Annotated in this window: 13 protein-coding genes and 1 riboswitch; of the genes, 8 read left to right on the top strand and 5 right to left on the bottom strand. The window is 70.9% G+C overall.

All coding sequences use genetic code 11. The annotated features are described in order from the left end of the window. Nucleotides 1-57 precede the first annotated feature (57 nt). From BEP24_RS01955 to BEP24_RS01940, 4 genes are read right to left on the bottom strand one after another with little or no spacing between them, the layout of a single operon-like run. Nucleotides 58-312 (bottom strand): hypothetical protein, encoded by a 255-nt coding sequence (locus BEP24_RS01955; RefSeq protein WP_065959710.1) that lies wholly within the window; start codon nucleotides 310-312, stop codon nucleotides 58-60. Continuing rightward, a complete protein-coding gene (locus BEP24_RS01950) occupies nucleotides 309-791 on the bottom strand; it encodes an FBP domain-containing protein (RefSeq protein ID WP_065959705.1) in 483 nt (160 codons plus the stop codon). Before BEP24_RS01950 ends, BEP24_RS01955 begins: the two co-directional genes overlap by 4 nt. A gap of 38 nt (nucleotides 792-829) precedes the next feature. Next, complete coding sequence (locus BEP24_RS01945; protein ID WP_065959703.1) at nucleotides 830-1567, bottom strand: M56 family metallopeptidase; 738 nt, start codon at nucleotides 1565-1567, stop codon at nucleotides 830-832. A gap of 13 nt (nucleotides 1568-1580) precedes the next feature. Then, nucleotides 1581-1955: a BlaI/MecI/CopY family transcriptional regulator gene (locus tag BEP24_RS01940; RefSeq protein ID WP_065959699.1), complete on the bottom strand. Its 375-nt coding sequence runs from the start codon at nucleotides 1953-1955 to the stop codon at nucleotides 1581-1583. 104 nt (nucleotides 1956-2059) lie between these two features. Then, nucleotides 2060-2150, top strand: a riboswitch (glycine riboswitch). A gap of 170 nt (nucleotides 2151-2320) precedes the next feature. On the opposite strand from BEP24_RS01940, the gene gcvT reads away from it, so the two are divergent. The 8 genes from gcvT (at nucleotide 2321) to BEP24_RS01900 (ending at nucleotide 13268) form a co-directional block, all read left to right on the top strand. Beyond that, nucleotides 2321-3442 carry a glycine cleavage system aminomethyltransferase GcvT gene (gene gcvT, locus BEP24_RS01935; RefSeq protein WP_253181531.1) on the top strand — a complete coding sequence of 374 codons (1122 nt, stop codon included), beginning with the start codon at nucleotides 2321-2323 and terminating at the stop codon, nucleotides 3440-3442. A gap of 5 nt (nucleotides 3443-3447) precedes the next feature. Continuing rightward, on the top strand, nucleotides 3448-3825 hold the full coding sequence (gcvH, locus tag BEP24_RS01930) for a glycine cleavage system protein GcvH (protein WP_065959696.1): 378 nt from the start codon (nucleotides 3448-3450) through the stop codon (nucleotides 3823-3825). Next, nucleotides 3822-6782: an aminomethyl-transferring glycine dehydrogenase gene (gene gcvP, locus BEP24_RS01925; protein WP_083229991.1), complete on the top strand. Its 2961-nt coding sequence runs from the start codon at nucleotides 3822-3824 to the stop codon at nucleotides 6780-6782. The genes gcvH and gcvP overlap by 4 nt, the downstream gene beginning before the upstream one ends. Before the next feature lie 441 nt (nucleotides 6783-7223). Then, nucleotides 7224-8855, top strand: coding sequence for an ABC transporter substrate-binding protein (locus BEP24_RS01920; protein WP_065959694.1), 1632 nt, complete (start codon nucleotides 7224-7226; stop codon nucleotides 8853-8855). Nucleotides 8856-9084: 229 nt separating this feature from the next. After that, nucleotides 9085-10014: an ABC transporter permease gene (locus BEP24_RS01915; RefSeq protein WP_065959693.1), complete on the top strand. Its 930-nt coding sequence runs from the start codon at nucleotides 9085-9087 to the stop codon at nucleotides 10012-10014. After that, complete coding sequence (locus BEP24_RS01910; RefSeq protein WP_065959692.1) at nucleotides 10004-10954, top strand: ABC transporter permease; 951 nt, start codon at nucleotides 10004-10006, stop codon at nucleotides 10952-10954. Before BEP24_RS01915 ends, BEP24_RS01910 begins: the two co-directional genes overlap by 11 nt. Beyond that, nucleotides 10951-12693 carry an ABC transporter ATP-binding protein gene (locus tag BEP24_RS01905; protein WP_065959690.1) on the top strand — a complete coding sequence of 581 codons (1743 nt, stop codon included), beginning with the start codon at nucleotides 10951-10953 and terminating at the stop codon, nucleotides 12691-12693. The genes BEP24_RS01910 and BEP24_RS01905 overlap by 4 nt, the downstream gene beginning before the upstream one ends. 62 nt (nucleotides 12694-12755) lie before the next feature. Then, nucleotides 12756-13268 carry a PH domain-containing protein gene (locus tag BEP24_RS01900; RefSeq protein WP_065959689.1) on the top strand — a complete coding sequence of 171 codons (513 nt, stop codon included), beginning with the start codon at nucleotides 12756-12758 and terminating at the stop codon, nucleotides 13266-13268. Nucleotides 13269-13521: 253 nt separating this feature from the next. On the opposite strand, the gene BEP24_RS01895 is transcribed toward BEP24_RS01900, so the two are convergent. Beyond that, complete coding sequence (locus tag BEP24_RS01895; protein WP_065959687.1) at nucleotides 13522-14070, bottom strand: hypothetical protein; 549 nt, start codon at nucleotides 14068-14070, stop codon at nucleotides 13522-13524. Nucleotides 14071-14101 lie beyond the last annotated feature (31 nt).

The following is a 14101-nucleotide window of genomic DNA, read 5'->3' as shown; positions in this document are numbered from 1 at the left end:
CGACGGAGCCCTGACGATGCGACCGAGCCCCGTCCCGACGACCGACCGCGCTGCCACTCAACCGAGCGGCAGCACCGCCGCCCGCTGGTCCCCGAGCTCGTCCTCGTGCCACGGCCGTGCCCCACGGAGCGTCACCCCGAGCTGCACGAGCACGAACCCCACGTGCGGTTCGACGTCCGGGTCCCACGCCCCCTCGACCCCGAGCCCGAACGCGCCGAGTTCGTCGTCCGCCTCGTCCCGAACCGACAGTCGCCACCGTCCGTCGCCGAGCTCCTCGACGACGGCCCAACGAGCGGTCGCGAACCGGCTCACGCGGTCTTCGACACGTCCGCGGTGAAGTTCTGCACCCGGCGCAGCAGCGCTTCGCCACGCATCGCGATGGTCGCCGGCGGGTTCAGGTGCGGCGGGGCGGTGCGGATGAGCATCGAGCACCCGAGGTCCTCGCAGATGTACGAGCCGATCGTGTTGCCGTTGCGTCCGGACTCGCCCGCGCGTGCCGCCGAGAACAGGCGGACCTGTGTCGCGGGCTGCGGGGAGTGGCAGAAGGAGCACATCGCGGCGATCCCCGGGCGGAGCGACCCACCGGCGGAGCGCACGACGATCCCGACGGGACGGTCGTCGACCCACGACACGATGTAGCCGCGGCGGGCGGCCTGCGGGTCGCGCCAGCCGAGGAACTCGCGTTCGTCCCAGAGCATCTCGTGCAGGCCGGGGATCGGCAGCTGCTCGAGTTCCTCCGGGGTGGCGTTCACGAACGACGAACGGATGTCTGCTTCGGTCAGTGGCTTCACGGTGCGTTCACCCTATGCCTCACCTCCGACGGTGGCCGCTACTCCAGTCTGGAGGCGCGGATCGCCCCGAGTGCGCTCGTCCCGTCCGCCACGAGCACCGCCCGACGCAGCGCGTCCCGCCCGACGCGGCGTGCGGCCGCGTCGTCCGCCGCGAACTCGACGAGGACGCGCGTCGAGCGCGCCATGGCGCGCGCGCCGGGCACCCACGGGACCGCACGTTCGATCGACTCGGCGACCGCGACCGCGACCGCGTGGCGCTGGGTCAGGTGCGCGCGTTCGTGGGCGACCACGGCCTCCAGTTCGTCGGTCCGCAGCAGGTCCGCGAGCCCGGTGCTGACGAGCACCCCGCCCTCCCGGCCGGGGACGGCACAGGCCAGTGCGTGGTCCGCCTCGACGACGGCGACGGGGGTGCCGTCGATCTCACGGTGCGGTGCTGCCCCGGCCCGCATCGCCTCGCGCACGGCGACCTGGTCGGCGCCCGGCCGGACCCGCACCGCGACGACGAAGGCGAGCACGGCGAGGAGCGCGACGCCGATGTTCAGGCCGTGCGTGGGGGAGTCGTCCAGCCGGAACGGGTCGGTGAGCGGTCGGTCGGCGAGCACCACGAACGCGATGCCGAGCACGAAGCCGACGACCCCGAGCACGACCGCGAGCGACCACGACACCAGTGCGGTGCGCGGGTGGCTGATCGTCCACGCCGAACGGGTCAGCACCCGGGGGGCGACCACCACGACGACGAGAGCGGACACGACGAGCGCGACCCCGGCGACGACCACTGGCGGTGCCCGGTCAGGAACGCGCTCGCGCGTCGAGGGCCCGGCGGAGGACGTCGAGGTCGTCCGAGGCGAGCGAGCCGGTGAACTGGAGCAGGGCGGCCTCGCGGTCGGAGGCGGCGGCGAGCGCGTTCGACATGAGCGACGCGGTCTGCTGCTCACGGGTGTGCACGGCGCGGAAGGTCAGGGGTGCGTCGTCGTGCTCCTGCCGGTCCACCTGGCCCTTGCGGCCGAGCCGGTCGAGCACGGTGAGGACGGTCGTCAGTGCCGGCCGCGGCTCGGGGAACGCGTCCAGCACCTGTCGCGCGGTCATCCCCGTGTCCGCCGACCACAGCGTCTCGAGCACCGCCTGTTCGAGCTGCCCGCGGGGGCGCGATCGCTGTCCTGCCATCCCCGCATTCTACGAGTCGTCGAACGTCCTCCGCAGCCCGGATCCGTCACATGCCGGAAACGCGGCATCGCTATGCTCGTCCCGGACAACTGAACACCGGCCGATCACCCGCCGCGGGAGAGTCGAGCGCACGCGCCCGGCACCGAAGGAGCAACCTCCCCGTCAATCTCTCAGGTCCCAGACCGCAGCGGACAGGCCACTCTGAAAAGCAGCCACGGGTCCCCCACCGGGACCGGCCCGTGTCTCGCCCACGGTGAAAGCCGCCGGACCTCACGGGCCGCGGTGAAACTCTCAGGCCCATGACAGAGGGGGAGTTCCGCCCGACGACGGCCGTCGGGACCTGCCGATGCCAGGAGAACTCCGTCATGCGTTCGTCCCCCCTCGAACCCGCGCACGAAGCAGCGGGCGCAAGCTTCACCGACTTCGCCGGGTACCGGATGCCCGTGCGGTACTCGTCCGACCTCGCCGAGCACCACGCCGTGCGCACCGCGGCCGGTGTCTTCGACCTGTCGCACATGGCCGAGGTCGGCGTGACCGGTTCCGACGCCGTCCCGTTCCTCGACCACGCGCTCGCCGGGACCTTCGGCGCGATGCCGGTCGGTCGGGCGAAGTACTCGCTCCTGCTCGCCGAGGACGGCGGCATCCTCGACGACCTCGTCGTCTACCGCACCGACGAGGACGTCTTCCTGGTCGTGGCGAACGCTGCCAACCGCGAGGTCGCCGTCGCCGCGCTGACCGAACGCGCCGCCGGCTTCGACGTCGTGGTGTCGGACGACTCGGACACCACCGCGCTCGTCGCGATCCAGGGCCCCGCCGCCGCGGGCACGCTCGACGCCCTGGTCGTGGCCGACCGCCTGCAGCCCGAGACCCCGCTCGACGAGCTCCGCTACTACCGCGTGCTGCACGCCACGTTCGACGGCAGCGAGGTGCTCGTCGCCCGCACCGGCTACACCGGCGAGGACGGCTTCGAGCTCTACGTCGCCCCGGACGTCGCGGTCGCGCTGTGGGACGCGCTGCTCGAGACCGGCGCCGACCGCGGTGTCGTCCCGGCCGGTCTCGCCGCGCGCGACACCCTGCGGCTCGAGGCCGGCATGCCCCTCTACGGGCACGAACTGAGCACCGAGGTCCGTCCGGCGCAGGCCGGGCTCGGCCGGGTGGTCGCGACCGAGGGATCGTTCGTCGGCGATGCCGGTGTCGTGCCGGCCGACGACGCCCGCGTGCTCGTCGGCCTCGTCACCGAGGGCCGGCGCGCACCCCGGGCCGGTTACGACGTCCAGCTCGACGGTGCCGTGGTCGGCACCGTGACGAGCGGGGCGCTGTCGCCGACGCTCGGGCACCCCGTCGCGATGGCCTTCGTCGACCCGGCGGCGCTCGCCGCGGTCTCGGACGCCGACGGGGGACGAGTCCTCCACATCGACGTCCGCGGCACCGCCGTCCCCAGCACCGTCGTCCCGTTCCCCTTCTACCGCCGCACCCCGAGAGGCTGAGCCCCGTGACCGACCAGACCGCACTCCAGTACACCGCCGACCACGAGTGGCTCCTCGTCGAGGGCGACACCGTCACCGTCGGCATCACCGACCACGCCGCCGAGCAGCTCGGCGACGTCGTCTACGTCGAGCTCCCCGCCGTCGGCACCACGACGACCGCCGGCCAGCAGATCGGCGAGATCGAGTCGACCAAGAGCGTCGGCGAGCTGTTCGCGCCGATCGAGGGCCAGGTCGTCGCGATCAACGACGCCGTGGTCGACGCACCCGACACCGTCAACCAGGACCCGTTCGGCACCGGCTGGCTCGTCAAGCTCAAGGTGGACGGCACCTCGTTCCCCGAGGACCTCATGGACCACGACGCGTACCGGGCGTCCATCGCATGACGACCCTCGACGCGAACCAGCAGCCCACGGTCACGCGGGACGAGAACCTGCAGACCACCTTCGCCGACCGGCACATCGGCACCACGCCGGCCGACCAGCGCACCATGCTCGAGGTCGTCGGGCAGCCGTCGCTCGACGCCCTCGTCCGCGCGGCGATCCCGGAGTCGATCCACGCCGCCCCGGTCGAGCGCTCCTCGATCCCGGCCGCCGTCGGCGAGACCGAGGCGCTCGCCGAGCTGCGCGCCAAGGCATCCCGCAACACCGTCCGCCGCGCGATGATCGGTCTCGGCTACCACGGCACCCACACGCCCGCGGTGATCCAGCGCAACGTGCTCGAGAACCCGAGCTGGTACACGGCCTACACGCCGTACCAGCCCGAGATCTCGCAGGGCCGGCTCGAGGCGCTCATCAACTTCCAGACGATGGTCTCCGACCTCACGGGCATGGCGACCGCCGGCGCGTCGATGCTCGACGAGGGCACGGCCGTCGTCGAGGGCATGCTCCTGGCCCGTCGTGCGTCCAAGGTGACGGGCGACGCGTTCCTCGTGGACGCCGACCTCCTGCCGCAGACCCGCGCGCTCCTCGACCACCGCGCCGACGCCGTCGGCATCGAGCTCCGCGGGTTCGACGCGGTGTCCGGTCCGTCCGACGAGCAGCTCGACGGCGCGTTCGGTGTCGTCCTGCAGTACCCGGGCGCCTCGGGCCGTGTCGTCGACCCGAGCGCCACCATCGAGCGCGTCCACGCGGGCGGCGGGATCGCCGTCGTCGCGGCCGACCTGCTCGCGATGACGCTGCTCGCCAGCCCCGGCGACCTCGGCGCCGACGTCGCCGTCGGCACGAGCCAGCGCTTCGGCGTCCCGCTCGGTTTCGGCGGCCCGCACGCCGGGTACCTCGCCGTCCGTGCCGGTCTCGAGCGCCAGCTGCCCGGTCGCCTGGTCGGTGTCTCGTTCGACGCCGACGGACAGATGGCCTACCGCCTGAGCCTCCAGACCCGCGAGCAGCACATCCGCCGCGAGAAGGCGACGAGCAACATCTGCACCGCGCAGGTCCTGCTCGCCGTGATGGCCTCGATGTACGCGGTCTACCACGGCCCCGAGGGGCTGCGGTTCATCGCGGACCGCGTCGCCCGGACGACGGGCGCCCTCGCCGGGGCGGCACGCGACGCCGGACTCGCCGTCGAGCACGACGCGTTCTTCGACACGCTGGTGCTCCGCGCCGAGGGCCGTGCGGGCGCGCTCGTCGACGCCGCCCGCGACGCCGGCTACCTGCTGCACCAGGTCGACGCCGACACGTTCCAGGTGTCGGTCGACGAGACCACCACGCCGGACGACGTGAGCGCGCTCGCCCACGTGTTCGGGGCCGTGGACGCGACCGTCCCGGCGACCGAGCGCGCCGTGCGCGACGCGACCACGGGCCTCCCGTCCGGCCTGCTGCGCAGCAGCGACTACCTGACGCACCCCGTGTTCAGCGCGCACCGCAGCGAGACCCGCATGATGCGGTACCTGAAGCACCTGTCGGACAAGGACTACGCGCTCGACCGCGGCATGATCCCGCTCGGCAGCTGCACGATGAAGCTCAACGCGGCGACCGAGATGGCGGCCGTGACCTGGCCGGAGTTCGCGAACGTGCACCCGTTCGCGCCCGCCGACGACGTCACGGGGTACCTCGACATGATCGGCGACCTGGAGACCTGGCTCGCCGAGGTCACCGGGTACGACACCGTGTCCCTGCAGCCGAACGCCGGCAGCCAGGGCGAGCTCGCCGGCCTCCTGGCGATCCGCGGGTACCACCTGGCGAACGGTGACACCGAGCGCACGGTGTGCCTGATCCCGTCGAGCGCGCACGGCACGAACGCGGCGTCGGCGGTCCTCGCCGGCATGCGCGTCGTGGTGGTCGCGTGCGACGAGAACGGCAACGTCGACCTCGACGACCTCCGCGCGAAGACCGCGCAGCACGGCGCCCAGCTCGCCGCGCTCATGGTCACGTACCCGTCCACGCACGGGGTGTACGAGCACGACATCCGCGACATCTGCGACGCCGTGCACGACGCCGGCGGCCAGGTCTACGTCGACGGCGCGAACCTCAACGCGCTCCTCGGGCACGCCCGCTTCGGGGACTTCGGCGGCGACGTGTCGCACCTCAACCTGCACAAGACCTTCTGCATCCCGCACGGCGGTGGCGGTCCGGGTGTCGGTCCGGTCGCGGCGAAGGCGCACCTCGCGCCGTTCCTCCCCGCGCACCCGATGGCCCAGCAGGCGGACCGTCGGCCGGGCTCCTCCTCCGCCGACGTCACGGTCGAGGGTCGGCTCGCGCACGCGGGTGGCCCGGTCAGCGCGGCACCGTACGGCAGCCCGAGCATCCTGCCGATCACGTGGACGTACGTGCGGATGATGGGGCTCGAGGGCCTCACCCGGGCGACCGAGGCAGCGGTGCTCGGGGCGAACTACGTCGCGGCGCGGCTGCGCGACGCCTTCCCCGTCCTGTACACCGGCGACTCGGGGCTCGTCGCGCACGAGTGCATCCTCGACCTCCGGCCCCTGCGGGACACCACGGGCATCACGGTCGACGACGTCGCGAAGCGCCTCGTCGACCACGGCTTCCACGCGCCGACGATGTCCTTCCCCGTCGCGGGCACGCTCATGGTCGAACCGACCGAGAGCGAGGACCTCGCCGAGCTCGACCGCTTCGTCGACGCCATGCTCGCGATCCGTGCCGAGGCCGCAGCGGTCGAGCGGGGCGAGTGGCCGGCCGACGACAACCCGCTGGTCAACGCGCCGCACACCGCGGCGTCGGCGATCACGGGGGAGTGGACGCACCCCTACACGCGCGAGCAGGCCGTCTACCCGACGCCCGGGATCGTCGCCCGGAAGTACTGGCCGCCGGTGCGCCGGATCGACCAGGCGTACGGCGACCGCAACCTCGTGTGCGCCTGCCCGCCGATCGAGGCCTTCGCCTGATCGCGTCACACACCCCCGGAAGGGGGTAACGTGAGCCCCGTCCGGTCCTGCCGGGCGGGGCTCGCTGCGTCGGTGGCGCTGTCGGTGGCGCTGTCGGTGGCAGACCAGCGCGGCTGGCCGCACACAGGGTCCGAAGGTGGTCCCGGACGGTCCCAGGGGGGCCTCGAGGGTCGGAGCGCTCCACCACATCGAGGTGGCCGGCTGCTTGCACAAGGCTGTCGAGCAGTGCAACAAGTTCGTTGCAGAAGCAACGAATCCGCTCTACGAGCCGTAGAGCGCACGGAACTTGCATCCTGCCGCAAGGATCGTGCAACTTGGTTTCCGGTTTGTAACCGATGGCCGCAGGGTTTGGTCGGCGGTCGCGCCACTGCCTACAGTGCAAGGACAAGCGCGCCCGGTAGCACCTCTGTGCCTGGCGCGTCCCATGCACCAGGAGGAACCTTGATCAAGAAGCGCGCTGGGCTCTCAGCCCTCGCCGTGCTCGGGGCCACAGCACTCGCCCTGACCGGCTGCTCGACCAACAGCAGCAGCAGCAACGGCGGTGACTCGGGCTCGACGAACGCGTCCGGGATCGTCACCACCAACGGCAGCGAACCCCAGAACCCGCTCATCCCCTCGAACTCCACCGAGACCGGTGGCGGCAAGATCATCACGTCGATCTTCGAGGGCCTCGTCTCGTACGACGCCAAGGGCAAGCCGGTCAACGAGGTCGCGAAGAGCATCACCACCGATGACTCCAAGACCTACGACATCAAGCTCAACACCAACTACACCTTCACCAACGGCGAGAAGGTCACGGCGGAGTCCTTCACGAAGGCGTGGAACTGGGCTTCCCAGTTCTCGAACGCGCAGGGCGCGAACTACTTCTTCGAGAACATCCAGGGCTACGACGCCGAGAAGGACTCGGAGCTCACCGGCCTCAAGGTCAAGAGCGACTCCGAGTTCACGGTGACGCTGAACTCCCCGCAGTCGGACTTCCCGCTGTCGCTCGGCTACTCGGCCTTCATGCCGCTGCCGTCGGAGTTCTACAAGGACACCAAGGCCTTCGGCGAGAACCCGATCGGCAACGGTCCCTACAAGCTGGCGAACGACAAGGCGTGGACGCACAACCAGTCCATCAAGCTCGTCACCAACAAGGACTACGAGGGCAAGCGCAAGCCGAAGAACGGTGGTCTGACGATCACGTTCTACACCACGCAGGACACCGCCTACGCGGACGTCCAGGGTGGCAACCTCGACATCCTGGACGCGATCCCGGACGCCGCCTTCAAGACCTACAAGTCGGACTTCCCCGACTCGAACGTCAACCAGGCCGCAGCGATCTTCCAGGGCTTCTACCTGCCCTACTACCTCGACCACTGGAAGGGTGAAGAGGGCAAGCTGCGTCGCGAGGCGATCTCGATGGCGATCAACCGCAAGCAGATCACCGACAAGATCTTCGACGGCACGCGCACCCCGGCCAAGGACTTCACGTCCCCGGTCATCGCCGGCTGGTCGGACGACCTCAAGGGCTCGGACGTCCTCGACTACGACAAGTCGAAGGCGAAGGACCTCTGGGACCAGGCCAACAAGATCTCGCCGTACGACGAGACCCTGACCATCGCCTACAACGCCGACGGTGGCCACGAGGCATGGGTGACCGCGGTCACGAACTCCATCGCGAGCACGCTCGGCATCAAGGCCGAGGGCAAGGCGATCCCGACGTTCCAGGAAGCCCTGGACGCGCAGAAGAACGACAAGCTCACGGGCGGTAGCCGCACCGGTTGGCAGGCCGACTACCCGTCGCTGTACAACTTCCTCGGCCCGACCATGGGCAAGGGCTCGTCGAGCAACTACGCGCGCTACGACTCGCCGGAGTACAACGCGCTGCTCGCCAAGGGCCGCTCGGCGTCCTCCGTCGAGGAGGGCAACAAGTACTTCGACCAGGCCCAGGAGCTGCTGTTCCAGGACCTGCCGGAGATCCCGCTCTGGTACGCCAACGTGACCGGTGTCTGGTCCGCTGACAACGTGTCGAACGTCAAGTTCGGCTGGGACTCGGTGCCGCTGTACTACGACGTCGAGGTCAAGAAGTAACACCCGTCTCCTCGGAGACACACCGCGAGCAGGTATCCTGCTCCGCGGCCACCGGACGGGGGTCCGGGGACCACACGGTCCTCGGGCCCCCGTACCACGGCGGTCACACCTTCCCCCACAACCGCGGGCGCCGCCGCCCGCACCGGACACCCGTGCCGACCCGCGGACCGTCCACCCCTCACGACATGAACCTGAACGACATGCGCGCCGCACAGGACCGGGCGATCTGATGCTCTGGTACCTCGGCAAGCGCCTCCTGCAACTCATCCCCGTGTTCTTCGGGGCCACGTTCCTCATCTACTTCATGGTCTTCTCGCTGCCCGGCGACCCGATCGCCGCGCTGTTCGGCGACCGCCAGCCGACGCCGCAGGTGATCGAGCAGCTCCGGCAGCAGTACAACCTGGACAAGCCGTTCATCGTCCAGTACCTGCTCTGGATCGGCGGGGTCTTCAAGGGCGACCTCGGCGTGACCTACTCGGGCCTGCCGGTCTCGCAGCAGCTCGCGTCGGCCTTCCCGATCACGGCACGCCTCGCGATCCTCGCGCTCGTCTTCGAGGCCGTCGCCGGCATCGTCGTCGGCGTGATCGCGGGCCTCAAGAAGGGCAAGTGGTTCGACGCCACGGCCCTCGTCGTGTCCCTGCTGCTCATCTCGGTCCCGACCTTCGTCGTCGGCTTCCTGCTGCAGTACGTGTTCGGCATCCAGCTCGGGCTGTTCCGCGTGACCGTCTCCGGACAGGCACCGTGGTCGGAGCTCGTCCTGCCGGCGATCGTGCTGGCGTCGGTGTCGTTCGCGTACATCGTCCGCCTGACCCGCGCGAGCGTCGCCGAGAACATGAGCGCCGACTTCGTGCGGACCGCGACGGCCAAGGGGCTCCCGCGCCGCCGGGTCGTCGGGGTGCACATCTTCCGCAACTCGCTCATCCCCGTGGTGACCTACCTGGGTGTCGACATCGGCAACCTGATGGTCGGCGCGGTCGTCACCGAGGGCATCTTCAACATCAACGGTGTCGGTGGCACGGTGTTCCGGGCCGTCAAGCTCGGCGAGGGCCCCACGGTCGTGTCGTTCGTCGCCGTGATGGTCATCATCTTCATGCTCGCCAACCTCCTGGTCGACCTGCTCTACGCCGTCCTGGACCCGAGGATCCGCTATGCCAAGTAACGCCGAGTCCCGTTCCGCGACGCACTACGTCGCGCCGATCGAGGAGACGCCGCTGCAGGCGGTCGACCAGGTCAACGAGGACGAGAAGACCCGTTCCACCTGGACGGACGCATGGGACTCCATGCGCACCCGTCCGACGTTCTGGATCTCGTCCGTCCTCATCCTGCTCGTGCTGGTCGTCGCGATCTTCCCCGGGCTGTTCACCCACGTCGACCCGCGTGCGGCGAACCTCGACTTCAGTGACGAGGGTCCCCGTCCGGGCCACCCGCTCGGGTACACCCGCCAGGGCTACGACGTGTACGCCCGTGTCATCTGGGGTGCGCAGAACTCGATCATCGTCGGCCTCGTGGCGACGGTCCTCGTGTCGATCGTCGGCATCGTGGTCGGCGCCCTCGCCGGGTTCTACGGCGGCTGGCTCGACACGATCGTGTCCCGCATCGGCGACATCTTCTTCTCGATCCCGACCATCCTCGGCGCGATCGTGATCATGTCGGTCATCCCCGCCCGCAACGCGATCACCGTCGCGCTCGTGCTCGCCGCGTTCGCGTGGCCGCAGATCGCGCGCATCATGCGTGGTGCCGTGCTCAGCGCGAAGCAGTCCGACTACGTGACCGCCTCGGCGGCGCTCGGCGTCGGCCGCTTCACCACGCTCGTGCGCCACGTCATCCCGAACGCGCTCGCACCGGTCATCGTCGTCGCGACGGTCTCGCTCGGCACGTTCATCGTGGCCGAGGCGACCCTGTCGTTCCTCGGTATCGGTCTGCCGCCGTCGGCGCTCAGCTGGGGCCTCGACATCGGCACCGCGCAGACGTCGATCCGCACCAACCCGGCGACGATCTTCTGGCCCTCGGCCGCCCTGTCCATCACCGTGCTCGCGTTCCTGCTCCTCGGCGACGTGGTCCGTGACGCGCTCGACCCGAAGGCGAGGGCCCGTCGATGACCGAGACGCTCACCGATCCCACCACCGACCGCCGCCGCACCCCCGGCACCCCGCTCCTCGAGGTCTCCGGCCTCCAGGTGGGGTTCCGGACCCAGAGCGGTCTCGTCCAGGCCGTCCGCGGCGTGGACTTCACCCTCGACCAGGGCGAACGCCTCGCCATCGTCGGCGAGTCGGGCTCCGGCAAGTCGACCAGCGCGCAGGCGATCATCAAGCTGCTCGCCGGCACCGGTGAGGTCACCGGCGGGTCGATCAAGTTCAACGGGCGCGAGCTCGTCGGGCTCAGCGACAAGGAGATGTCGGAGATCCGCGGGAAGGAGATCGGCTACGTCCCGCAGGACCCGATGTCGAACCTCAACCCGCTGTGGTCCATCGGTTTCCAGGTCGAGGAGGCCATCAAGGCCAACGGCATGGCGACCGGCAAGCACGCCATCCGTGCCCGCGCGGTCGAGGTGCTGCAGGAGGCCGGCCTCGGCGACGCCGCGACCCGGCTCAAGCAGTTCCCGCACGAGTTCTCCGGCGGCATGCGGCAGCGCGTGCTCATCGGCATCGGTCTGTCGAGCCGCCCGCAGCTGCTCATCGCCGACGAGCCGACCTCGGCGCTCGACGTCACGGTCCAGCGCGTCATCCTCGACCACCTCGAGACCCTGACGCGCGACTTCGGGACCTCGGTCCTGTTCATCACGCACGACCTCGGCCTCGCGGCCGAGCGCGCCGAGAAGCTCGTCGTGATGTACAAGGGCCAGGTCGTCGAGTCGGGTCCGTCCAAGGAGATCCTGGCGAACCCGCAGCACCCGTACACGCAGCGCCTCGTCGCGGCGGCACCGTCGCTCGCGAGCCGTCGCATCCAGTCGAAGGTGCAGCACCAGCGCATCGACATCGCCGACGCGGGGAGCGAGGACGACGAGCTCATCGCCCGCGCCCACGAGCGCGAGCAGCGTCCCGCCGAGGACCTCATCGTGGTGAAGAACCTCGAGAAGGTCTACAAGCTGCGCGGCAAGAACCTGCAGAGCCGCGAGCTGAAGGCCGTCGACGACGTCTCGTTCTCGATCCCGAAGGGCACCACCACGGCGCTCGTCGGCGAGTCCGGTTCGGGCAAGTCGACCGTCGCGAAGCTCGTCCTGCAGCTCGAGTCGATCACGTCCGGGTCGGTCACCTTCGACGGCACGGACATCGGCGCGCTGAAGGGCAAGGAGCTCTTCGACTTCCGCCGTCGCGTGCAGCCGGTGTTCCAGGACCCGTACGGCTCCCTGGACCCGATGTACAACGTCGGCAACACGATCGCGGAGCCGCTGGCGACGCACAAGGTCGGCGACAAGGCAAGCCGCCGGGCCCGCGTGCTCGAGCTGCTCGACCAGGTCGCGCTGCCGAAGTCGATGGTGAACCGCTACCCGAACGAGCTCTCGGGCGGTCAGCGGCAGCGCATCGCCGTGGCCCGTGCGCTCGCGCTCAAGCCCGAGGTCATCGTGCTCGACGAGGCCGTCTCGGCGCTCGACGTGCTCGTGCAGGGGCAGATCCTCGACCTGCTCACCGAGCTGCAGACCGAGCTCGGCCTGACGTACCTGTTCATCACGCACGACCTCGCGGTCGTCCGCCTCGTCGCGGACAACGTGTGCGTCATGCGCAAGGGACAGATCGTCGAGAAGGCGACCACCGACGAGGTCTTCGCCTCGCCGCAGGAGCAGTACACGAAGGACCTGCTCGCCGCCATCCCCGGCGCCGGGTTCGAGTTCGGGCGCTGATCCCGCTGCCCCACCCCGAGGCCGGACGTCCCGTCGTCCTCCGCGCTGGTCGCGGAGGTGCGGTGGCGTCCGGCCTCGTCGTGGTGCTGGGGGTGCTCCTGCTGGCCGACGCCGCGGCGCGCGGGAGCTGGGACGTGGTCCTCGTCGCCCTCGGTCCCGTCGCGGCCGCCGTGTGGGTCACCTGGGTCGCCACGGTCCGGCCGTGCATCCGGTTCGACGACGACGCGGTCACGGTCGTGAACCCGCTCCGGACGACCCGTGTGCCGTGGCCGGCGGTCCGGGCGGTCCGACAGCGCTGGCAGGTCCTCGTCGACACGGTCGACGGGCGGACGGTCACCTGCCGCGGTGGACCCGCGCTGCCCCGCCGTCGTCCCGGCGCCGGGGGACCGGCGGACGCACCGGCGGTGCGGCCGCTGCTCGACCGCCTCGCGGAGCCACGGAGGGTCGCCGGATCGGTCGGTCCGGACGCTCCGGTCGAGACGACCTGGGACCGCGTGCCGGTCGTGCTCGGCGCGGTCGTCGGCGGCCTGCTCGTGGTGTCGATCGTGACCGCGACGGTGACCGCGCTCGCCTGACGGCGCGGTCGGCCTGCAGGCGCGTCGGCTCGGTCGTGCCCGTCACGCCCGGTGGCGGGATCGGTCGGGAGGCGCGCGGCGGCTCCGACTTGACCGTCACGCCCGGTGGGGGACCGGCCTGGAGGCGCGCGGCGCCTCGGTCGTGCCCGTCACGCCCGGTGGTCACCGGACGGGAGGCACGTGGCGGCTCCGCCCCGCGCGTCCCGGTCCAGCGACCCCGGTCGGCCCCGCCGGGGGAGTCCCGACGCGGACGTCAGAGCTGCGCGGCCGCCATCGAGGCGGCCACACCGAGCACGATCATCGCGAGCACCGACCACCCGTGCGCCCGGTGCGTGATCGGCTGCGCGACGACGGTCGCCGGGGGTGGGCCGTCCTTGGCGACCACGGCCGGGACCAGCGCGCGCACCTCGGCAGCCGCAGCCTCGACGTCCACCGGTGTCGCGCCTCCCGGCCGACCGTCGTGCCGGACCGCGAGCCGGGCCGTGGGCCGGGTCGCCAGCCAGGTCCGCCGCACGCCCTCGCTCGACACGACCTCGATGCCGTACTTCGTCCGGACCTCCTGCACGCGCGGCCAGGCGTAGGTGCTCGTCCGGCGCACGTCGACGACGACCAGTGTGTCCGGGCGGAGCTCGAACCGCGGACGCCAGAGCACGGCCCAGGCGACGAGCGCGATGAACAGGCTCGGGACGGGGGCGAGCCAGGGGTGGTCGCCGGTGACCAGCGCGAGCGGGACGAGCACGACCGCGACGACCCAGAGGACGATCGCGAGCTGCCGCATGCCGGGGGCGATGATCGTGGTCACCGCGTCATCGTACGGGAGCGCAGCGGCGGGA

The sequence above is a fragment of the Curtobacterium sp. UCD-KPL2560 genome, assembly GCF_001705035.1.
Classification (GTDB): Bacteria; Actinomycetota; Actinomycetes; order Actinomycetales; family Microbacteriaceae; genus Curtobacterium.
Note: the sequence above shows the minus strand (reverse complement) of the source record. Positions and strands in the feature narration are given on the sequence as shown.

Coding starts and splice junctions, on each gene's coding strand:
- BEP24_RS01940 (WP_065959699.1), bottom strand. CDS start 1,955: ATGGCAGGACAGCGATCGCGCCCCCGCGGGCAGCTCGAACAGGCGGTG.
- BEP24_RS01905 (WP_065959690.1), top strand. CDS start 10,951: ATGACCGAGACGCTCACCGATCCCACCACCGACCGCCGCCGCACCCCC.
- BEP24_RS01910 (WP_065959692.1), top strand. CDS start 10,004: ATGCCAAGTAACGCCGAGTCCCGTTCCGCGACGCACTACGTCGCGCCG.
- gcvP (WP_083229991.1), top strand. CDS start 3,822: ATGACGACCCTCGACGCGAACCAGCAGCCCACGGTCACGCGGGACGAG.
- gcvT (WP_253181531.1), top strand. CDS start 2,321: ATGCGTTCGTCCCCCCTCGAACCCGCGCACGAAGCAGCGGGCGCAAGC.
- BEP24_RS01915 (WP_065959693.1), top strand. CDS start 9,085: ATGCTCTGGTACCTCGGCAAGCGCCTCCTGCAACTCATCCCCGTGTTC.